Source organism: Paenibacillus sp. FSL H7-0326 (assembly GCF_001955535.1).
Classification (GTDB): domain Bacteria; phylum Bacillota; class Bacilli; order Paenibacillales; family Paenibacillaceae; genus Paenibacillus; species Paenibacillus shunpengii.
In genome coordinates this window covers 211662-231972 of sequence record NZ_MPVN01000004.1, presented here as the reverse complement: position 1 = coordinate 231972, position 20311 = coordinate 211662, and the positions used below count along the sequence as shown (strand labels likewise).

The following is a 20311-nucleotide window of genomic DNA, read 5'->3' as shown; positions in this document are numbered from 1 at the left end:
ATATGGCTTATGTATGCCATTATAGCGGAGCTTTATGAGAATTTGCTGAGAAAGGAGGGGAAGCGTAATATCGCCGTTGTACCTTCTCCAGGACGGCTCTTCAGCTCAATCTCTGCCTGAATATGGCCGGCGATCTCTTTGGCCAGCGACAGCCCGAGTCCTGATCCCCCTTGCTTACGTGTTCTGGCCTGATCCACACGATAGAAGCGGTCATATACTTTGGCAAGCTCACTGTCCGACATGCCAATACCGTAATCTCGAATCGATACTTTAATATGACCTTCTTCCTTCTCGACATAGATATCAATGTGCTCTTCACTATATTTCCTCGCGTTATCGAGGAACAGAATAAGGAGCTGCTTGGCTTTATTAAGATCCGTAATCGCGAACATCTGCTCATCAGCTTCAGCGGCTTCGATATGCACATTCACCTCTCTGCGATAGGCCGTCTGATAGGACCGGGCTGTGTCCTGCGTCATGTCGGCAATATTACAGGATTCCAGCTTCACTCCTGCAGATTCAGTCTGTCTTGCCATGAGCAGCAGCTGCTCTGTCATCTCGCGCATCCTTACCGCCTCAGAATGAATGGCCTCAACAGACTCATTGAACAGATCAGGCCGCTCTGCTCCTCTGCGTTTAAGCAGACTCGCATAGCTCTCAATGACCGTTAGTGGTGTCTTGAGCTCATGAGAGGCATTGGATACAAATTGCTCCTGCTTCTCATAATTCATCTCCAGCCTGTCCATCATGCGATTAAAGGTGTTACCCATCTCAAAGAGCTCATCCTTGGATTTCTTCTCTAGATCAATGGATTTAAATCCGCCGCCCTGTTCAATATTTTTCATCGTATCAATCATTCTTGATATCGGCTTGATAATAATTCCGCTAAGCAGACGGCTGGAAATAATGACCGCAATCAGTGCGGCTACTGTGACGGAAAATAATACGTTACGCAATACACGCAGATTGTTATCTGCGCTCGCCAGACTTTCAGTAATTTGTATATTTACGACCTCACCGTCTACCCAGATAATCGGCATCGATACAAATACATACCTCGCTCCTTCGACCTCAATGACCTGTGATAGCTTGTTTGGATGGTATGTCACTGCAAGGCGACCCAGATGCTGCTGGTTTGGAGACGCTACGACAGGTCCCTCGCCCGACATCCGTACCAGACGGAGCATGCCATCGGCCGGAACAAAAGCGCGAAGGAGATCATCCGGAGCAACGCTCACCGCTGCGTTCTTTATTCCTTCCACAACGGCACTTGCTTCAGCCTCTGCACGCGCTGTCTGGGTATTAATCGACATGCGATCAAACAGAATATAGATAAATGCGTTAATCAACAGAAGCAGTACCATAAAAAATACGGACGTATAAACGTAAATCGTCGTTCTCAGCTTCATGCGTCCGCCTTAAGCACGTATCCGACACCGCGCACTGTATGTATAAGTCCGGTTTCATGGCCATGATCCACTTTTTTGCGGACATAACGAATGTAAACATCAACCACATTCGTATCTCCCATGTAGTCGTAACCCCACACCGATTCAAGAATTTGCTCTCGATTCAAGACTTGGCGCTGATTGCGCAGCAAATAGACAAGCAGATCAAATTCACGGGGAGTGAGCTCTATCGAGCCCTCCCCGCGTTTGACCTCTCTAGTGGCCTCATTCACACGCAGATTACCTGCTGTGAGCCACGTCTCGAACTCTCCGGCGTTAGAAGCTGCTGCCGATTGCGGCTGCATCTTACTGCTCAAACGCAGCGCAGCCCGTACTCGAGCCAGCAATTCTTCAATCTGGAACGGCTTGGTTATATAATCCGTTGCCCCCAGATCAAGTCCCGACACCTTATCCTCCACAGAACCCTTCGCTGTCAGCAAGATGACCGGCGTGTGCTCGTCTTGACTGCGAATACGACGCAGCACCTCAATTCCGCTCAGTCCCGGCAGCATCACATCGAGCAGAACGAGATCATACTCCCCTTGTTGATAAGCCGCAAGCCCCTCCGTGCCGCTTGTCGTTTTATGCACTTTATAATTCTCATACTCCAGCTCGATTTCAAGCAATCGAGCGATCTTCTCTTCATCCTCCACAATGAGAATGGATGCATTCATGACGACTCCCCCGCTTCATTTAAATATGAATATCATCATAGATCACAGGACTAAATTTGTTCAATCACCTCGTTAATAGATTCTGTTCCGGATACGATTGGGAAGGCCTTTCTATACGTGTTGTCCGCATCGAGCGCAGCGACAATGACAGCAGCTACATCTTCGCGAGGTATACTGCTCTCTCCGGCCTCTGGATTCAGAGATACTTTGCCGTTCCCTGGCTCATTCTTCAGCCCTCCTGGGCGAATAATCGTATAATTCAGGGACGAATTCTCCAGCCACTTATCTGCATAGTGCTTGGCCACATAGTATGGCTTAATTGACTCAGGCCATTTGGTTCTGTCTTCTGCATAGAGGGCGCTTACCATAAGATAACGAGAGATGCCTGCCTTCTCGGCTGCTTCCATCGTCTTCACCGCACCATCCAGGTCGATGAGTAAGGTCTTGTCTGCCCCTGTACTTCCGCCTGATCCCGCCGTGAACACAATGGCATCATTCCCCTTCATGGCTTCCGCCAGCTCCTCTACCGTGCCTTCCAGATCGGCAAGCACCGCCTCTATCCCTGATTTATCAAGTGCCTCTAACTGTTCTTGTTTACGAACCATAGCGCGAACAGTATGCTCCGGGTTTTCCTTTAGCTGAGATACTAGATGTCTTCCAATTTGGCCGTTGGCTCCGATAACGAGTACATTCATGATGTAATAACTCCCTTCCCTAATTAAAAATTCATACCCTCAAGTTAAATAAAGGCATTTCTATCTCATTACCCAAACTGAACAGTGTATGGCATTCCTTATTTCGAGATACAAGTTCAGTAATTGTCTATTGTCTCCGTTTGTCTCTTTTGTATTACAATTTTCATCTTAATATATGTTTGCAGGTATTGCACGCACCTGCCTACACACAAAAAAAGACGCCCCCTAAGGGACGCCTTCTAGATGAGGAGCTTAGTACGCCAGAGCGAACAGACCCTCAATATGTTTCAGGTAACGAATGTTACTTGCTTCTTTCATGAGTGTTGCAGGAAGACCCTTCAGACGAGTCTGGCTTCCTCCAAGCATTGCGATTGCATCTTTACGTCCAAGGCTTCCCAGTGTACCGGAGAAGACTGGAGTGAAGACTTCAAGCTCGCCGCCCTTGATGGTTGCTGCCAGGTTATGTCCGATCGTCTCACCCATTTGCCAAGCAAGCTGTGCTGTTGGAGGGTAAGGACGAGCGCCTTCACTTGGAATAACAACTGCGCTGTCACCAGCGATAAACACATTCTCATGGGATGTGGAATGCAGTGTTTCTTTTACCGTTGCACGTCCGCGGTTCACTTCAATACCACAGTTCGCTACTACAGCATTACCTTGAACGCCGCCAGTCCAGATCAGAGTGCTTGTCTCGATGGAGCTGCCGTCTTTCAGGAATACCGTATGCTCTTGCATTTCTGTGATCGCTACGCCAACGATGAATTTCACGCCGCGTTTCTCAAGGCTTGTTTGTGCACGCTCAACCAGCTCTGGCGGGAATCCTGCCAGGATCGAAGGACCTGCTTCTACACTATAGAGCTCAACTTCGCTGCGGTTGATACCTTTTTGTTTGCAAACTTCTGTAAGCACATCTGCATACTCACCAACAAGCTCGATACCTGTCAAGCCGCCGCCGCCGATAACGATGGTAGCGTCTTTTTTCTCGCCTGTTTTCTTGTATGCATCCAGACGAGCTTCCACGTGAGCACGAATATTGTTCGCTTCTTCAACAGATTTCAGCGTAAAGCTGTACTCTTGAAGTCCTGGAATACCGAAGAATGCTGTTTCACTACCCAGAGCAATAACCAGGTAGTCATAGCTATAGATGGTTCCGCTCTTCATTGTGACTTTGTTCTCGTCAGGTTTGATTTCGGCAACCGTATCAATTTTAAGATTCACGTCTTTACCGCGGAGCAGTTTCTCAAGTGGAAGAGCAACAGCCTTCTCTTTGATTGTACCTGCAGCCAGACGATGCAATTCTGTAATGATTTGGTGAGTCGGGAAGCGGTTCACAACCGTAATGGTCGCTTCTTCGGCAGTCAGGTATTGACGCGCTGCAAGTGCGCTAAGCAATCCGCCGTAGCCGCCGCCCAGGATCAAAATTTGCTTCGACATATCCATCCTCCGTTCTTACTTTCGTATGAAAAAATCTTAGTCTTGTTTGTTTTGCTGACGCTCGTTCAGAATGTTCAAGAAAGCTTGAGCAAAACGAAGCGTATGTTGTACGTTAGGGTCTTTCAGCATTTTGAGCATGCCGAACAGGCCAACAGAAGACTGTTCCGCTTGAGCGCGATCGCCAGCTTCGATGGCTGCAGAAGCAACACCTTTTGCTTTTTCTACTACTGGAGTAGTAAATTCGCCAAAGGCAACTTTCATGTCGTTTACGAATACTTGGTCCTTCGCCAGCCCTTGAGCAAAGTCATAAGCTGTAGTCATTGCAGTTACCATTTCAGCCAGTTTAGGCAAGTTCTCAACCAGAACAGTAAGAGACTCCTGAACCTCCGGCTTCATCAATTGATCGAGCACATCTTTTTGTGCTTGAGGAGCACCTGTAGCAGGTACTTCTTGTTGCGTCGGTTGTGACATAAGAGAACGTCCTCCTTTACTTTGGGTTATAAGCCCGCTCGCCTGACATTTCTGCTAAGCAATCTAGTCGATCAAGGAACTACATGATTGTAATGTAACAATTTTCACACAAAGAAAGAGCCGATGCCACTAAGGGCGGCTCAGGCAGCTCTACAGCAGAAGTGTGATGTATTCCATGGATCTATTGCAGACACGAATATGATCATTCATCGCAATAACAAACTTACCGAACAGGTCATAAAAACGGATCCTATACCCTAATATTACACTTCTTACACGTGAACATGAAATAAATATTTTGGCAATTGTGAATACCTTGTGAACATTGTAACAAATACACCTTTTTTGTCAATACGACGTGCAAAAGCCTGTTCTCCAGCCATGAATTTGCTTTTTCTCATATTTGCTACTATATGCGGTGTCAAAGAGCATGCTGATCACTATATGTATCAACGTATACCGCTTAAAATTTCCATAAAGTTTTATTCTCACTCTTGTTAATTTTTAACTCCACCAAATTTCACAAAATAAATAAGACTGCTCATGCGTTCTCACACGAACCGTCTTATCATCTCGGTATTGTCCCCTGGCCCGCCCTCGCCATTACCTGAAAAATCAGCATTTGGTCATAACATTAACATTCACATGTGATATGTACATTGTACTGGGGATAAATTGTAATGAATGGAGTCCCCGGCTCGCTATTTATTGTTTATTACCGATATCAAATAGGCCCGTCTCCGCTTCATGTTTGCCTTTCTACAGACCGGGTATGTAATAACTATATCCATTAAGAACAAGGAGGCGTTCGCGATGAAACAACATTCAAGCGAAGAGGTACGCAATCAATTGGACAAGGAGAAGGACTCCAAGGAGCAGGTAGACAAAATGAAAAACCATGAGGACGTGGAGCCTCAAGCCGAGAACTGGAATCCCCGCTCTGAGGACAATCTGAAGCAGTCTTAATCCTGCTAAAAGGGTTAGAATAAAGCTGCAGTAACGTTATCGCATACTGCACATACAAGCCATGACCAGAGGTTATCCCTTGTTCATGGCTTGTTTCATATATGAACTTTAACAGCAAACAGAAGGAGGAGAACTCACATGGCACATACCGAATTTAAGACACGGGCTTATCGTTTCGAGGATGATGGCATCATCCCAAACCACCCAAACTTACCGGTTCTCTTATATCCGGGTGTTCTAAGAGGCAGGGAACAGGAAACGGAAGCCCTATTCAACAGCCACAATTGGCAGAACACCTGGACAGGCGGCGTATTCCCCTATCATCATTATCACAGCAACACACATGAGGTCCTCGGTGTGATCAGCGGATCGGTCAAGCTGCAGCTTGGCGGAGAGCAAGGGATCGTGGTCACAGCAGCGGCCGGGGATGTGATCGTTCTTCCTGCCGGCACCGGCCATAAGAGGATTGAAGCAAGCCGTGATTTTCAAGTGGTGGGCGGTTATCCCGACGGCATCCAGTATGATACCTATACAGGCGAAGCTGGAGAGCGGCCCAAGGTACTTCAGGACATCAAGCAAGTTCCCTTGCCCGATCAAGACCCGGTATTTGGAAAGATCGGACCGCTCCACACCTATTACCGATTAGAAGATTCTGTGTAATAAGCTTCTATTCTTTTGCTCGCCACAATGGTCAAAATGATGAATATGACGATGCCAACCAGAATGAGCGGATGCTGGATAATCTCCTCCAGGTTGGTGCCAATATAAGTCACATAAAATATCATGATCCCTTTGCCGAGCCCTGCCGCGAGCAGGAAGAGACCGGGGCGCATCTGAGCTGCGCCTGCCGCCATGTTCACCAGTACAAATGGCCCCATCGGGAACATCCCCAGTATGAACACATAGCTGAACGCATTGCGGCGAATCCATCGCAAGCTCTTCTGAACCTTGGGCTTCTTCGTCCAACGCTGGATATAGGAAGTTGTTGCGATTCTCCGGATGATAAGAAACGTCAGGAAGCTGCCCCCCACCAGACCAATCCACGAATATATAAATCCAGCCCAGCCATATACAGCCCCGTTCGCTCCTACGATCAGCAGGGTTGGCAGCGGCGGGATAAAGGATTTCATAAAGGTGATGAGAATGCCGGGCAGTGGTCCATAGGAACGAAACTGTTCAAGCAGCATGATGATATTTTCTTCCGTGAAATAGGACATGATATCCGTGAAGGACCAACTGTACATTAAAGAAGCCTCCCAGGTACTCTGGTAAATTTAGAGATAGTATAGCTTATTCCCCGCGATTAAAACATCGCTGCCCATAAAAAAACCTGCCCTCGGCAGGTTTACATTTATTTATTTCTAAGCTGGATCATATTCCGCTCCTGCTCATGCTCTGCTTGCAGCATTTGATCTGCCTGAATCTGACTGCACTCGTGCAATATATGTTCAACATGCTCCAAGACATCGTTTAATGATTTACCACAAATATGACATTTCATCATGTTATCACCTATTCTCTATTGTACCTTTGATATATCCTCCTCTTATTAACCGTGAAGCATCCATACGAAACGATTCTCTCTCGCTTCAGTCATGCGGCTAATTATGTCGTTCGTTTGCATCCAGCAGCTGTACCGAAACACCGACATCCAGAGTGGACTCTCCGCCCCGATACTTTCCTTGCAGAGGACTTACATCCGCATAATCACGGCCCGTACCCACTCTGATATGATTGGATAAAGCCTCTACATTATTCGTCGGATCAAGCCCTGCCCAGCCAATGCCAGGCACCATTACCTCAACCCACGCGTGTGAAGCAGCATCTCCCTTCAGTGCCGAATCTTCACCTACGTACAAATAACCGCTCACATAACGTGACGGAATGCCGCTCGCTCGCAGAATCCCCAGCATGACATGAGAAAAATCCTGACAGACCCCTCTTTTGTGCTCAAAAGCCGCCTCTGCCGTTGTCTCTACGTTGGTCGAGTCTTTATCATAGGTGAAGCTGCTGTACAGATAATCCATCACTTGTAATGCATAACTGAGCGGATCCTTCATGCTCCCCGCTTCCTTCTGTACAGCTCGAATCTGCTCCATATTAAGCTTGGTATACGCGGTCTCCACTAGATAAGCTCCATAATGCTCTTTATATAAATGAGACTCAAACAACGTCTTCATCTCAGAGGAGTACGGAATATCCTGCAAAAAAGGACTCCGCTGCACCGTCACAATGGAGGTAGCAATGACCTCCAGAGAGGTATGGGGCTCCGCGATAAAGAATTCTTCCACATAATTCCCCCACACATCCTCATGCCCCTTCGTCAGAGCCGAAGGATGGATATCGGTACGGTATGATATTAGCTGCTGACACTCATCCTCTAGTGGACGCAGCCGTATTGTATTCATGCTCTGATCCACCGGAGCGTCATATTTAAACGTGTTGGTATGCACAATTTTGTATTTCATCGCTTCTCTATTCTCCTGCGTAGTGAAATTGAAACTGCCGCTCTCCTGTATCCATTAAATAATAAGTTCTCGAGAACACATGGCCGATCTCTCTGCACTTTTCTTGAAATTGGCTGAGAAAGAAGTCCAGCTCCGGTCCCCTCAGCTCCGTAATATGGACCTCATCCAGCATACCCAGCAGATCATCAAGGGAAGCATACATCTCCCAGGAATAATGAGATACCCTGCCATACTCCAGAATTTGAACCGACTCCCGTACCTGGCTTATGCAGTAGCGGATCGATTTGGGATAGGCTTCATCCGCAACGAGAAAGCTGAGGATCGGACCGGGCTCCATAGCCGGCGGATGACGCTTCAGAAATGCCTCATACCCATTTGCCAGTTGCAGAGCCAGACGCCAGTAATACGATTCTCCTTGGCCTCTGCAGGCCGGATCTGCATAGATATAGCTGCTTACGACATCCAGAATCCGAGCTGTCTTCTCTGCTTGCTCGAGCCATTTGCCAACGTTGATCATATGATAGGCAGGTCCGCGTGACATCGAGGTTTCGATGATGCCTCTCGCAGTAAGGGAAGCAATCTTCGTCCGCTCAAGACAGCGCCTTACCTCTCTGCTGTCGATATCTTCTCCTCTGTTCATCCGGTTCATATCCAGGTAAACATCGTTCCAGATCTCCCAGAGGTCATCCGGGAGCTGGGTTCTCGTCATTCTTGCATTCTCCCTGGCATATTGGACACAGTTCACCACGGAATTGGGATTGGCCCTTGCGAAGACAAGCTGGTGAATAAGCGCTTGCTCCGCCCCCATTCGTTCCTTCATTGCTTCATGAAACAGATCGGTCCGGGCACATATTTCAAAGATCATCTCCCAGTCATGCTTGGCAAGAATCTCTTCCTCTGAAGCTTCCAGCATCTGAATGAATTGTACATTCAGTATACGCGCGTTGCTCTCTGCCCGTTCAATGTTACGGGACATCCAGTATAAGCAATCTGCCACTCTGCTCAGCATCTATACCTCTCCTCCCTCTCTCCGCAGAATCCATGTATCCTTTCCACCCCCGCCTTGCGAGGAATTAACAACAAGCGACCCCTCCTTAAGGGCAACTCGTGAGAGTCCGCCAGGGAGCACATGCGTGTTCCGGCCCCGGATAACGAATACGCGCAGATCGACATGGCACGGGTAAAAGCGTTCGTTCTGAAAGGACGGTGCTCTAGATAAGCGTATGGTGGGCTGGGCGATATACTGATGAGGCTGCTGCATGATTTTTAGCCTGAACCTATCGATCTCTTCGCCTGTCGCATGCGGGCCAATCAGCATATCATAGCCGCCGGAGGCTCCGACGTTCTTGACGACCAGCTCCTCCAGATGGTCCAGCACCCACTCCCGTTCCAAGCGTTCGGTTAAACGATACGTTTCGACATTCGACAGAATTGGATCTTCGTTCAGATAATAACGGATCATATCGGGGACGTAAGCGTAGATGGCTTTATCATCAGCAACCCCGTTTCCGATGCCATTCAGTATAGCAACATTGCCTTTGCGATAAGCGGAGAGGAGGCCAGAGACGCCAAGGACAGAGTCTTTGCGAAAATGCAGCGGATCAAGAAAATCATCATCAATCCGGCGATAAATAATATCGACCCTTCGAAGTCCGCGGATCGTCTTCATATATACAACATCATCTACCACTGTAAGGTCTCTTCCTTCTACTAAAGGAATACCCATCTGCTGAGCCAAAAACACATGATCATAATAAGCCGAATTGTACATACCTGGAGTCAATAGCACCGCACAGGGGGAGGAGGAGAAGCTGAAGGACTGCGGTGTATGGTCAAGCAAGGCTTGGTAGAGATGAACAAGCTGATGTTCAAGCGGGTGAATCGAGTGTCTGGCGAACAATTCAGGGTAAACCTGACGCATAACGTAGCGATTCTGATACACATAGGACATACCGGACGGATTGCGCAGATTATCTTCGAGAATATGATATTTACCCTGGTCATCCCGAATCAGATCAATACCTGCGAGGAAGATATGGTTGTTCAGTGGAATGTCTATTCCCTTCACTTGCTTATGATAGTAGTAGGGGTTGTTCATAATCAGCTCTTTAGGAATGACCCGGTCACGAATAATGTGCTGTTCACCGTAGATATCCTCCAAAAAGAGGTTGAGGGCTTCTGAGCGCTGAATCATCCCCTTCTCAATCAGCTCCCAGTCTCTAGGGGGAATGATAATGGGAATAAAATCAAAGGGCATTGCACGCTCTGTTCCTATCTCATTGTTGTATACCGTAAAAGTAATTCCTTGTCTTAAAAAAGACAGCTGTGCAGTTTCATGCTTCTCCTTCAGCTCTTCTGCTGTAAAGCGTCTGAGTCTGCGATAGAACTCGGCATAATGAAGCCTCGGCTCACCCGCCTGCATGAACATCTCATCAAAGAACGGCTCCGTTGGATACGGAATCAGCATAACGTCATCCCCTTTTATCTTTTTCTTGTGTCAGGGAAGCTGCCTATTGAAGCAGAACAATGTCGAATACACTAAGGCCTCATGATGAATAATGTAATATTTCCTGCTACTGAAATGTGATTAATTACTGAAAAACAGCTGATTTGTGTTAATCATTATACAACACGTTAGATTATATTACACTTCATTTTTGTAAACCGAAGCGAAAGCAAGGATGGAATGAAGAGCAGCTGCGATAACGTTCCGCCTATTTTTTGTAAAAGTGTTGACTTCTTACCTTGTTGCTTGTATGGTTAATTACATAAGTAACTAACCAATGAGGAGAGGTGGCACATGGGACTGCAAATGGATGATGACCGCCCCATTTTTATACAGATCGCGGAACGAATCGAAGACGACATTATTGAGGGTGGTTTGGAAGAAGAAGCTCAAGTCCCTTCAACGAATCAATTTGCTTCTTTTTATCAAATTAATCCTGCCACAGCCGCCAAAGGTGTAAATCTGCTGGTCGATCAAGGCGTGCTGTACAAGAAACGAGGAATTGGCATGTTTGTAGCCAAAGGCGCGAGGGGGATGGTTATGGAGAAACGCAGAGAGCAATTCTATGAGCAATATGTCACCAAGATGATCCAAGAGGCACAGAAGCTCGGCATCAGCAAAGAAGAGCTGTCTATTATGATTCAACGGGAGGAGAAACGATAATGCGTGATGTAGTGGAAATCCGGAATCTGACCAAAAGCTTCGGAAATGATGTCACCGCGATTAATAACATCAGTCTGAACATAGAAGAAAACAAAATATATGGACTTCTCGGACGAAACGGAGCAGGTAAAACAACCTTGATGCACATCTTAACTGCCCAGATCTTCCCCACGTCCGGCGAAATTCGGGTGTTTGGTGAGGAACCCTATGAGAATGCCAAGGTGCTCAATCAAATGTGCTTTATTAAAGAGAGTCAAAAATATCCGGATTCCTTCCGGATCAGAGATGTCATCGCCATTGCCTCCTACCAATTTCCGAGTTGGGACGCGAAGCTTGCAGACACCCTGCTGACGGAGTTCAATCTTCCTTTGAAACGTCATGTGAAGAAGCTGTCTCGGGGGATGCTTTCTGCCGTCGGTATCGTAGTCGGTCTGGCCAGCCGTGCTCCGCTCACCATCTTCGATGAGCCTTACCTCGGATTGGATGCCACCGCAAGACAAATGTTCTATGACCGGCTGATTCAGGACTATATGGAGCATCCTCGCACCATTATTTTATCGACGCATCTCATTGATGAGATCAGCGCCATGCTTGAGCATGTTATCGTCATTGACAGCGGCCGGATTCTGCTGAGTGAAGAGGCAGAGAAGCTAAGAGGAGCTGCCTATACGATCAGTGGAAAGAAGCAGGATGTGGAAGCATTTATTCATAATAAAAAAGTCCTTCGCAGCGAGACGCTGGGCTCTATACTTCAAGTCACGGTACGAAGCGAAGGAATTTCGGACTTCCGTAAACAAGCTGAGAGCAAACATCTGGACGTAGCCCCTGTATCGCTTCAGCAATTAATTGTCCATTTGACCAACAACCGTAATAAGGAAGAGGTGATTCTATAATGCCAGGTATACGTAATGTCATCAGAACTCACCATATCGATCGGTGGCTGTGGGTTTACATGCCCTACACGATTATGATATTTAACTTTTTGACCAATTTGATCGTCAGCACCTTTACTGGGCCCTATACTTCTGGAGGCGTGCTGAGCATTTATGTATTCATGATGACCCTTGGCATCATTATCGTGCCTATGAATTTCTCGTTCTTGCTTGGCTTCGGTGTCAGAAGAAAGGATTACTACTCAGGTACTGTTATCTGGCTGACCGTCCATATGCTCGTCGCCTCAATCGTTCTCGCTGTGCTGCGAGCAATAGAGAAGGCCACCTCCTGGGGGACTGGGCTTGGGTTCTTTAACTTTCCGTTTACTAACGAGCTCGGTTTCCTGGAGTTCCTCGGGCTCAACTTTGTCGTATTCACCTTCTTCTGCTTCTTCGGCTTCTTACTCCCCAGCATTGCCCGAAGATTCGGTGCTCTTGTGCTGGCTGGGCTGCTTGTACTTATGTTCGTTGTAATGGGCATTGCGAGCGTGCTCGTTACGTTCTATGAACTATGGGATGAAGTCGGCCGATTCTTTGTAACTTATCAGACCGATTCCATCTGGTACCTGACTCCCTTCACTCTGTTGTTTGTCGTCATTGCCTATTTCTTGCTGCGCAGGTCGACTGTCAAGTAAGCCGCTCCATGTTTTGAGCGGCTTACTTGACACTCTATTTTTGATTTAGCAGATTCAGTCGTTTCATTTTTTGATTCTCTCTCTCCGGTTGCTAACGCAAAAGTCAGGCGCTCCATTTTTGGCTGGCTCTCTCCGGTTGCTAAAGCAAAAGTCGTTCGCCATCCAAAAATTCCGCTTGGGATATGAGGTAGTACGCATGGTCTTTGCTAAACGGCTCGACCATGGTTAGCGCACAAAAAAGCATGCCGTAAATTACGCGGCATGCTTTTTGTATGAGAAAAGATTGATTATGCAGGGAGGTCTCTCTTCTCCCCAATAGTGCGCTCCTTCTTCTTCGGCTTCGGCAGGTTCCCGAACAGGATCCACGACTGTGGAATTCGAGATGCCAGCGTCACGACGATATACGAACCGATCAGTGCCACCAAGAAGCCGCCTACGTACCATAGATGGTGCAGCATAGAGATCCCGGTTTGCGGCGGGAACTCGCGGTAGATCAGCAGGAAGAAGGGGTGAATCAGGTAAATCCCGAAGGACAGTCCACCAATGCGAGACATACCGCGTACAAACATGTTCTGCCCACGTTCACGTTTATATAGCAGGAAGGCGATCTGGAAGAGCACCAGCGCCGCTGCAAATGTGTGCAGGTTCCACAAGAATTCATACCAGAGCGAATCATATACGGCAATGCCTTTGCGGTTCAGGTACCAAATCTGCGCATGGGCGATCCCTGCACCAAGCCATACGACCCACAGCGCAATCCAGGTGGTAATCTTAGCCGGCGTAGCATACTCCTTTTTCATCACAATCCACTGTTTGATCTTAGGGAAGTATACGCCCAGGAATGCACCCAGCATAAAATAGGCAAAATAAGACGGTGACCAGCTTCCCTTATTCGCAACAGAGATCACACCGTACTTGTTCAAGACAATGAATCCCCATTGAATCGCAAGTCCGATCGGGACTGCCCATTTGACAAGCGACGGCGCCTTCTTGAACAGCCACAGCACAAGCGGGAATAAAATATAGAACTGCATATTAATAAATACAAAGTATAAGTGCGTATACGCCTTACCTGTGAGCAGCTTCTCCGTGAAGCTGGTTATGGTATCCACAAAGGAACGGTCCGGATAATGCGTCACATGCAGGATCCCGAAGTAAAAGAGTGAGAACATAAAATACGGAATCAGGATGTAGAGCAGCCGTTTCTTATAGAAGCCTGTTACCAGCTGTTTGTCCAGCGGTCTTGTGTAGTAATTGTAGAACAAGACAAAGCTGCTGAGAAAAATAAATGTCGGTGTACCGAACTTCATGAAAATATTAAAGAAGTTGTATACGCCGTACATACCGGAATCGATCATGTTTAATGTCGCAAATGAAGACGAATGCACGGTCAATACCCCGAGAATCGCCATACATCGCACCAGGTTCAGCTCGGGAATACGTTCCCTTTTTTCTAATTGTGTTTGACTCATCATTTAAAACTCCTTGTTTCTATATAATAGAGTTCAGCAATTTGTCCTTATATAACAGGATCTTCTGAGCTCACAGTGCTTCATCTATCATAGATCATTCATGCTCTGTGTACCTTAAGAATCTCTTAATCTATTTTTAAATACGGATAAACATCCAATCACTCTGACCAATCTATTGTATATGATAACATGATTTATTTGTATTTTTACTAGTAAAAAAACCACCTATTGGCGGCTTTTTTTAATATTAGCTATTTTTGGATAGGTGCTAACTGCGTGAAATCGCAATCAATGCCGGTATCCGTCAGGATTGTGCTGCAGCAGGCTGTGCTTGTTCATGTACGGGCAGATGCTCCACCAAGGCATGCTTGCGCCAAGCACCGCTCTTCCAGCGGAAATGCATAATGAACGCTCGAATCCACTCATCCGCTGCATTCGCCATCCATACACCAAGGAGGCCCATATCGAGAGAGAATACGAGTACATAGCCAAGCGGAAGACTTACACCGACCATGGAGATGAGACCCATATATACCGGGAATCGCGCATCTCCTGCGGCGCGCAGCGAATTAATCATGATCATATTGCAGGTTCTGGCTGTCTCCAGCACGATACTGAACAGGATCACCTGCGATCCAAGACGAATAATTTCGGCGCTGTCTGTGAAGATCCCAAGAAGCGGCTCCCGCAGCGCAATAATAATCAAATCCATAATAATCGTGGAGGTCAACCCGATCTTGACGCTTTTTCGCAAACGGGCATATGCTTCTTCCGGATTCCCTGCACCAACGAAGCGTCCGACAAGAATGGAGGTACCGATCGAAACCGCCATGCTGAACAGATAGATATAGTGTGAAATTTGAGCAGCATACTGCCTTGTCGCCAGGGATTCCGTACCGAGATAAGTGACATAATATAAGAAGACGAGCTGACAGACCTGATAGATGATCTGTTCAAAGGCCGACGGAATGCCGATCTTCAGAATTTTCCCTACATAATTCCTGGAAATGGTGAAGTAATGCTTCCACTCGATACGAACAGACAGCACCCTGTACAGAAGCCAGAAGAAGATCACGACGCAGATTAAACGACTGAGCACCGTTGAGATGGCTGCACCTTGAACACCCAGTGGACTAAAGCCAAAATGCCCAAATATAAGCGCATAGTTACCGACCAGATGGATAACATTCATCACCAGAGAGACCAGCATCGTCTGCTTCGTATATCCATAAGTCCGAATGATCGCGGCAAGGATGTTAATCAAGGCTTGGAGGAATATCCCTCCCCCTACAATGGTTAAATAAGCCTGACCGAGTGCAAGAAGCTCTCCCGAAAGATTCATGGCTTGTAGTATGGAGCGCCCTCCAAATACAAACAATATACTGATCGCAAGTCCGACACACAGGTTCAGGGTAATCGCGATAGCAGATACTCTTGAGGCTTCTGCCAGCTTCCTTGAACCGATGTACTGGGCAACGACAATGGCTGCTCCATTACCGATGACCTCTAGTATCAGAATGGCGATGGTTACGATCTGATTCGCTGTACCAACGGCCGATACGGCCTCATCGGATACCGCGCTGAGCATAAATGTATCGACTGTACCCATTAGCATGAACAGAAGCAGCTCTAAAAATATGGGCCAGGTTAACGCAAAAAGCTTAAGATTATTCGTTTCGGCGGCGCCCCCGCCCGTTACTGTCGTCGTCATAATTTCTCCCTTGCTGACTCATTAATTAATATAAGAAAACGGCTTTCGAAAATTTTCTGGAATTGATGAAAAACATAGGTAGTTTATCATAATATTTTCATTTGATCACCTAAAAAAAGAATATTTTTGCGGGACATCGTTTAGCTGCAGGTTTTTCGGGGTTATTTCTACAATAAAAGCATTTATGTGTTCTGGAGTTCCGCCCTTCCGGCGATCTTAAGAAATACATATAGGATGCACGAGATTTTTTGATATGGAGAGGGGAACATACCATGAAACGTAATCATACGATGATGCAGTTTTTTGAGTGGCATGTTGAACCGGACGGTTCCCATTGGAAACGACTGGCCGAGAAAGCTCCCGAGCTGAAGGCACAAGGCATTGACTCCGTCTGGATTCCCCCGGTTACGAAAGGCTCCTCGCCTGAAGACACGGGATATGGAGTGTATGACTTATACGATCTCGGCGAATTCAATCAAAAAGGGAGCGTTCGAACCAAGTACGGAACCAAAGCGGAGCTGCTCGAAGCACTAGCCGCCTGTATGCAGAACGGCATTGCCGTATACGTCGATCTGGTCATGAATCACAAGGCTGGAGCCGATGCAACGGAGCGCTTCAAAGTCATTGAAGTCGATCCTAACAATCGTACCAAGGATATCTCCAAGCCGTTTGAAATCGAGGGCTGGACCAAATTTGATTACCCTGGACGGGGAGACAAATACTCCAGCTTCAAATGGAATCATACTCATTTCAACGGCACAGATTATGATGCCAAGACCAATCGGACCGGCATCTTCCGCATGGCAGAAGAAGACAAGGCCTGGAACGAGAATGTAGACGATGAATTCGGCAACTATGATTATCTCATGTTCGCTAACATCGACTACAGCATCCCTGAGGTCAGAGAGGAAATGATCCGCTGGGGTAAATGGCTCATCGACACTTTACAGTGCAACGGTTTTCGTCTGGATGCCATCAAGCACATCAACCATGAATTCATCAAGGAATTCGCTAAAGAGATGATCAACAAACGCGGACAGGATTTCTACATTGTCGGAGAGTTCTGGAAGCCCGATCTCGCGGCCTGTCAGAACTTCCTGGACACGGTCGATTACCAGATTGACTTATTTGATGTATCTCTCCACTATAAGCTGCATGAGGCCTCCCAGGCTGGAAAGAACTTCAATCTCAGCACGATCTTCCAGGATACACTCGTTAATACCCATCCGACTCATGCGGTAACGTTCGTTGATAATCATGACTCTCAGCCGGAAGAGGCACTCGAATCATGGATTGATGATTGGTTCAAGCAGAGTGCCTATGCGCTGATTCTGCTGCGTCAAGGTGGATACCCTTGTGTATTCTACGGTGACTATTATGGAATATCCGGTGAGCATCCAATTCCTCCGAAAAAGGATGCGATCGATCCTTTGCTTCACGCCAGATATCATTACGCCTATGGTCCACAGGAGGATTACTTCGACCATCCGAATACGATTGGCTGGGTACGGCGCGGGGTCGCCGAGTTCCCTCATTCCGGATGTGCCGTCGTTATCGGCAATGGTGAAGAGGGCAAGAAGCACATGAAGGTAGGCTCAGAACGGGCTGGGCAGACCTTTATCGATATTACGGGCAACCGGACTGATCAGATCAAGATTGGCAAAGACGGCTTTGCCGACTTCCCTGTGAACGGTGGAAGCGTATCGGTATGGGTTGAAGCATCGAACAATTAATCCGCTAATTGGATAGAACATGCTTACCAAATTACAAATCCCCTGCCCTCTAACGTTATGGAGAGGCAGGGGATTTATGTTATTTAATTTTGGAATAGCTTCTTGGCCTATTATTTGAATGCCGGCAGCCAGTCACCGTGAGCTTCAATCAAGTCATCACACAGGGAAGTAATATCGTCCAGGGACAGCTCAGCAGCTGTATGTGGATCAAGCATCGCTGCATGATAGATATGCTCCTTCTTCTGAGTTACCGCTGCTTCAATCGTCAGCAGCTGGGTGTTGATGTTCGTACGGTTCAGTGCAGCAAGCTGAGGCGGCAGATCCCCGACATAGGTCGGCGTAATGCCAGAGCGGTCTACTAGACACGGCACTTCAACACAAGCTTCCTTCGGAAGGTTCGTAATGAGTCCGGTATTCATGACATTACCGCCAATCTTGAACGGATTACCTGTCTCCATCGCTTCCATGATGTATGAGGCATACTCTGCAGATCGTGTGTGCTCAATACTTTCGCTGGCAAATATTTTGTCCCGCATTTCCTTCCAGCCATTAATCTGGTTAACACAGCGGCGCGGGTACTCATCCAGCGGTATATTGTATCTGTCGATGAGCTCAGGATAGCTCTTCTTAATAAAGTAGGGATGATATTCTGCATTATGCTCCGAAGATTCGGTGACATAATAGCCAAACCGAAGCATCAGCTCAAACCGTACCATATCATGATGCTTCTCCTTCTGCTTCTCAGCCGCCCGGCGTTTAATCTCCGGATACAGATCCTTGCCATCCTTCTTCACTTCAAGCAGCCAGGCCATATGGTTGATGCCGGCAATCTTCGATTCTACTCCCGCCGTATCCATCTCAAGCGAGCGGAACAGATCGGAGACGCAGTGCTGTACGCTGTGGCAGAGTCCAACCGTCTTGATGCCGCCAACCGTATTCATAACATTCGTAAGCACAGCCATCGGATTGGTGTAGTTCAGGAACCAAGCGTCCGGGCAGACCTCCTGCATATCGCGGGCAAAATCCAGCATCACCGGAATCGTCCGAAGATTACGGAAGATTCCCCCGATCCCCAGCGTATCCGCTATCGTCTGGCGCAGACCATATTTCTTCGGAATCTCAAAATCAGTGATCGTACACGGATCATAGCCGCCGACCTGAATCGCATTAATGACGTATTTCGCACCGCGAAGTGCTTCTTTGCGGTCATGATAGGCGATGATTCGGCAGGTGCTGCCGAGCGTTTCCTTTATGCTGTTAAGCAGCCGCTCGGAGTCCCGCAGCCGCTCTTCATCAATATCAAACAGAGCAAGCTCGAAGTCCTGCAAAGCTGGAGTTGTCATCACATCGCCGAGTACATTTTTGACAAAAACGGTGCTCCCCGCACCAATGAATGTAATTTTGGACATTTTATCTGCCTCCCATAGTCAGCAACCGCTGTATTGAATACAGCCTAACTATACGCCTGGGCAAGGGCAGGAGGACATAGAATAGTCCAAGATAAACATGTCATAATCCCACTTGATTGATTAGGAATGGTAATACATTTACAACCGTTTCGCCCCTTTTGTTTGGTATAATACAGCTACATACGTGCAAAAGGGGTTATCATACAATGCCAATCAATGAAGTCTATCTAACCCTCCAGGATTCGCAGGAGAAGATGGAGCTCCGCATGGATTTCTTCGGCCTGCAGGAGTGTGAACCCGGGCACAGCTGGGGTCCAGGTCTACGAGATGCCTACATCCTCCATTACATCCATAAGGGACATGGGAGCTTTCGCTATGAAGATCAGACGGCTCAGCTCGGTCCAGGACAGGGATTTGTCATTTTCCCAGATGAACGTATTCACTATACCGCCGATGAAGAGGACCCCTGGACTTATTCCTGGATCGGTTTCAGAGGAATATATGCCAAATCCCTGCTGCAGCGCGGAAACTGTACGCCTGAGCATCCCATCTATTCAGCTGCATCCGGAACTTGTTTCACTTCTTTCTATGACGATCTCATTCATGTTCGTCATCATGCCGGTGGGGATGTTCATAGTCTGGGTATTCTGTATAAAGTGCTGGGCGATCTCATACGCAGCGCTCCCGCTCCGGCTGCATACCATAAGTCCCCATCACGGGACAGCTATATTCGGAAATCGATCCGCTTCATTGAGAACGGATACAGTCAGAGGATGACGATTCAGGATATTGCAGAAGCGGTCGGTCTTGACCGCACCTATCTGTCAGGCATCTTCAAGGAGCATTTTGGCGTGTCGCTTCAGTCCTATCTGCTGGAATACCGGATGAGACGGGCCGCAGAGCTGCTCCGGAATCCGGAGCTGTCAATCAGTGATGTCGCCCACTCCGTAGGCTATAACGATGCATTTTTATTCTCCAAGATGTTCAAGAAGAAGCAGGGCCATTCTCCCCGCCATTATCGGCAGCAGCTTAAATAATGATCGTAAATGACGCCCCTGCTGGCGGATCACACAAAAAGGGCCTGTCTGCATAGG

General features: G+C 47.4%; 20 protein-coding genes. 7 read left to right on the top strand and 13 right to left on the bottom strand.

Features of this window, described 5'->3' with window-relative positions:
* Positions 1-32 precede the first annotated feature (32 nt).
* The 5 genes from BK126_RS19960 to BK126_RS19940 all read right to left on the bottom strand — a co-directional run bounded on the left by BK126_RS19960 (position 33) and on the right by BK126_RS19940 (position 4722).
* Positions 33-1409: a sensor histidine kinase gene (locus BK126_RS19960; RefSeq protein ID WP_076314311.1), complete on the bottom strand. Its 1377-nt coding sequence runs from the start codon at positions 1407-1409 to the stop codon at positions 33-35.
* Positions 1406-2122: a response regulator transcription factor gene (locus BK126_RS19955; protein WP_076314310.1), complete on the bottom strand. Its 717-nt coding sequence runs from the start codon at positions 2120-2122 to the stop codon at positions 1406-1408. Before BK126_RS19955 ends, BK126_RS19960 begins: the two co-directional genes overlap by 4 nt.
* A 50-nt stretch (positions 2123-2172) precedes the next feature.
* Positions 2173-2817, bottom strand: coding sequence for an SDR family oxidoreductase (locus tag BK126_RS19950; RefSeq protein ID WP_076314309.1), 645 nt, complete (start codon positions 2815-2817; stop codon positions 2173-2175).
* Positions 2818-3069: 252 nt separating this feature from the next.
* Entirely contained in the window at positions 3070-4251 is a 1182-nt protein-coding gene (locus tag BK126_RS19945) for an NAD(P)/FAD-dependent oxidoreductase (RefSeq protein WP_076314308.1), read from the bottom strand.
* Positions 4252-4287: 36 nt separating this feature from the next.
* On the bottom strand, positions 4288-4722 hold the full coding sequence (locus tag BK126_RS19940; RefSeq protein WP_076314307.1) for a DUF1641 domain-containing protein: 435 nt from the start codon (positions 4720-4722) through the stop codon (positions 4288-4290).
* Between the two features lie 813 nt (positions 4723-5535).
* Here BK126_RS19940 and BK126_RS29500 point away from each other — a divergent pair.
* Positions 5536-5688 (top strand): hypothetical protein, encoded by a 153-nt coding sequence (locus tag BK126_RS29500; RefSeq protein ID WP_179085576.1) that lies wholly within the window; start codon positions 5536-5538, stop codon positions 5686-5688.
* Between the two features lie 138 nt (positions 5689-5826).
* Positions 5827-6348 carry a cupin domain-containing protein gene (locus BK126_RS19935; protein WP_076314306.1) on the top strand — a complete coding sequence of 174 codons (522 nt, stop codon included), beginning with the start codon at positions 5827-5829 and terminating at the stop codon, positions 6346-6348.
* Here BK126_RS19935 and BK126_RS19930 read toward each other — a convergent pair.
* The 5 genes from BK126_RS19930 to BK126_RS19915 form a co-directional block, all read right to left on the bottom strand.
* Entirely contained in the window at positions 6324-6932 is a 609-nt protein-coding gene (locus BK126_RS19930) for a TVP38/TMEM64 family protein (RefSeq protein WP_076314305.1), read from the bottom strand. The genes BK126_RS19935 and BK126_RS19930 overlap by 25 nt on opposite strands.
* Positions 6933-7039: 107 nt before the next feature.
* Positions 7040-7192 (bottom strand): hypothetical protein, encoded by a 153-nt coding sequence (locus BK126_RS29495; protein WP_179085575.1) that lies wholly within the window; start codon positions 7190-7192, stop codon positions 7040-7042.
* Between the two features lie 97 nt (positions 7193-7289).
* A complete protein-coding gene (locus tag BK126_RS19925; RefSeq protein ID WP_076314304.1) occupies positions 7290-8156 on the bottom strand; it encodes a transglutaminase family protein in 867 nt (288 codons plus the stop codon).
* A 7-nt stretch (positions 8157-8163) separates the two neighbouring features.
* Positions 8164-9165, bottom strand: coding sequence for an alpha-E domain-containing protein (locus BK126_RS19920; protein ID WP_076314303.1), 1002 nt, complete (start codon positions 9163-9165; stop codon positions 8164-8166).
* Complete coding sequence (locus BK126_RS19915; protein ID WP_076314302.1) at positions 9166-10623, bottom strand: circularly permuted type 2 ATP-grasp protein; 1458 nt, start codon at positions 10621-10623, stop codon at positions 9166-9168.
* A gap of 333 nt (positions 10624-10956) precedes the next feature.
* Between BK126_RS19915 and BK126_RS19910 the strand changes: the two genes are divergently transcribed.
* The 3 genes from BK126_RS19910 to BK126_RS19900 are packed head-to-tail and all read left to right on the top strand — an operon-like array spanning position 10957 to position 12892.
* Positions 10957-11325, top strand: a complete 369-nt coding sequence (locus BK126_RS19910) for a GntR family transcriptional regulator (protein WP_047912709.1) — start codon at positions 10957-10959, stop codon at positions 11323-11325.
* Positions 11325-12218 carry an ABC transporter ATP-binding protein gene (locus BK126_RS19905; RefSeq protein ID WP_083655997.1) on the top strand — a complete coding sequence of 298 codons (894 nt, stop codon included), beginning with the start codon at positions 11325-11327 and terminating at the stop codon, positions 12216-12218. Before BK126_RS19910 ends, BK126_RS19905 begins: the two co-directional genes overlap by 1 nt.
* Complete coding sequence (locus BK126_RS19900) at positions 12218-12892, top strand: hypothetical protein (protein WP_076314300.1); 675 nt, start codon at positions 12218-12220, stop codon at positions 12890-12892. The genes BK126_RS19905 and BK126_RS19900 overlap by 1 nt, the downstream gene beginning before the upstream one ends.
* 287 nt (positions 12893-13179) lie before the next feature.
* Here the strand turns inward: BK126_RS19900 and BK126_RS19895 are convergent, their stop codons facing one another.
* Complete coding sequence (locus BK126_RS19895; RefSeq protein WP_076314299.1) at positions 13180-14364, bottom strand: acyltransferase; 1185 nt, start codon at positions 14362-14364, stop codon at positions 13180-13182.
* Positions 14365-14668: 304 nt separating this feature from the next.
* Positions 14669-16075, bottom strand: coding sequence for an MATE family efflux transporter (locus tag BK126_RS19890; protein WP_076314298.1), 1407 nt, complete (start codon positions 16073-16075; stop codon positions 14669-14671).
* Positions 16076-16347: 272 nt separating this feature from the next.
* On the opposite strand from BK126_RS19890, the gene BK126_RS19885 reads away from it, so the two are divergent.
* Positions 16348-17808, top strand: coding sequence for an alpha-amylase (locus BK126_RS19885; RefSeq protein WP_076314297.1), 1461 nt, complete (start codon positions 16348-16350; stop codon positions 17806-17808).
* Between the two features lie 110 nt (positions 17809-17918).
* Here BK126_RS19885 and melA read toward each other — a convergent pair whose 3' ends face one another.
* Positions 17919-19217, bottom strand: a complete 1299-nt coding sequence (melA, locus tag BK126_RS19880; RefSeq protein ID WP_076314296.1) for an alpha-glucosidase/alpha-galactosidase — start codon at positions 19215-19217, stop codon at positions 17919-17921.
* Positions 19218-19423: 206 nt separating this feature from the next.
* Between melA and BK126_RS19875 the strand changes: the two genes are divergently transcribed.
* The gene (locus BK126_RS19875) at positions 19424-20254 is read left to right on the top strand and encodes an AraC family transcriptional regulator (protein WP_076314295.1); all 831 of its coding nucleotides are present in this window, start codon (positions 19424-19426) and stop codon (positions 20252-20254) included.
* Positions 20255-20311: the final 57 nt, after the last annotated feature.

Bases quoted from the DNA above. Each gene is read 5' to 3' on its own strand.
- BK126_RS19905 (WP_083655997.1), top strand. From the start codon at position 11,325: ATGCGTGATGTAGTGGAAATCCGGAATCTGACCAAAAGCTTCGGAAAT.
- BK126_RS19885 (WP_076314297.1), top strand. From the start codon at position 16,348: ATGAAACGTAATCATACGATGATGCAGTTTTTTGAGTGGCATGTTGAA.
- melA (WP_076314296.1), bottom strand. From the start codon at position 19,217: ATGTCCAAAATTACATTCATTGGTGCGGGGAGCACCGTTTTTGTCAAA.
- BK126_RS19930 (WP_076314305.1), bottom strand. From the start codon at position 6,932: ATGTACAGTTGGTCCTTCACGGATATCATGTCCTATTTCACGGAAGAA.
- BK126_RS29495 (WP_179085575.1), bottom strand. From the start codon at position 7,192: ATGATGAAATGTCATATTTGTGGTAAATCATTAAACGATGTCTTGGAG.
- BK126_RS19900 (WP_076314300.1), top strand. From the start codon at position 12,218: ATGCCAGGTATACGTAATGTCATCAGAACTCACCATATCGATCGGTGG.
- BK126_RS19915 (WP_076314302.1), bottom strand. From the start codon at position 10,623: ATGCTGATTCCGTATCCAACGGAGCCGTTCTTTGATGAGATGTTCATG.
- BK126_RS19910 (WP_047912709.1), top strand. From the start codon at position 10,957: ATGGGACTGCAAATGGATGATGACCGCCCCATTTTTATACAGATCGCG.
- BK126_RS19925 (WP_076314304.1), bottom strand. From the start codon at position 8,156: ATGAAATACAAAATTGTGCATACCAACACGTTTAAATATGACGCTCCG.
- BK126_RS19875 (WP_076314295.1), top strand. From the start codon at position 19,424: ATGCCAATCAATGAAGTCTATCTAACCCTCCAGGATTCGCAGGAGAAG.
- BK126_RS19895 (WP_076314299.1), bottom strand. From the start codon at position 14,364: ATGAGTCAAACACAATTAGAAAAAAGGGAACGTATTCCCGAGCTGAAC.
- BK126_RS19945 (WP_076314308.1), bottom strand. From the start codon at position 4,251: ATGTCGAAGCAAATTTTGATCCTGGGCGGCGGCTACGGCGGATTGCTT.
- BK126_RS19960 (WP_076314311.1), bottom strand. From the start codon at position 1,409: ATGAAGCTGAGAACGACGATTTACGTTTATACGTCCGTATTTTTTATG.
- BK126_RS19935 (WP_076314306.1), top strand. From the start codon at position 5,827: ATGGCACATACCGAATTTAAGACACGGGCTTATCGTTTCGAGGATGAT.
- BK126_RS29500 (WP_179085576.1), top strand. From the start codon at position 5,536: ATGAAACAACATTCAAGCGAAGAGGTACGCAATCAATTGGACAAGGAG.
- BK126_RS19940 (WP_076314307.1), bottom strand. From the start codon at position 4,722: ATGTCACAACCGACGCAACAAGAAGTACCTGCTACAGGTGCTCCTCAA.
- BK126_RS19955 (WP_076314310.1), bottom strand. From the start codon at position 2,122: ATGAATGCATCCATTCTCATTGTGGAGGATGAAGAGAAGATCGCTCGA.
- BK126_RS19920 (WP_076314303.1), bottom strand. From the start codon at position 9,165: ATGCTGAGCAGAGTGGCAGATTGCTTATACTGGATGTCCCGTAACATT.
- BK126_RS19890 (WP_076314298.1), bottom strand. From the start codon at position 16,075: ATGACGACGACAGTAACGGGCGGGGGCGCCGCCGAAACGAATAATCTT.
- BK126_RS19950 (WP_076314309.1), bottom strand. From the start codon at position 2,817: ATGAATGTACTCGTTATCGGAGCCAACGGCCAAATTGGAAGACATCTA.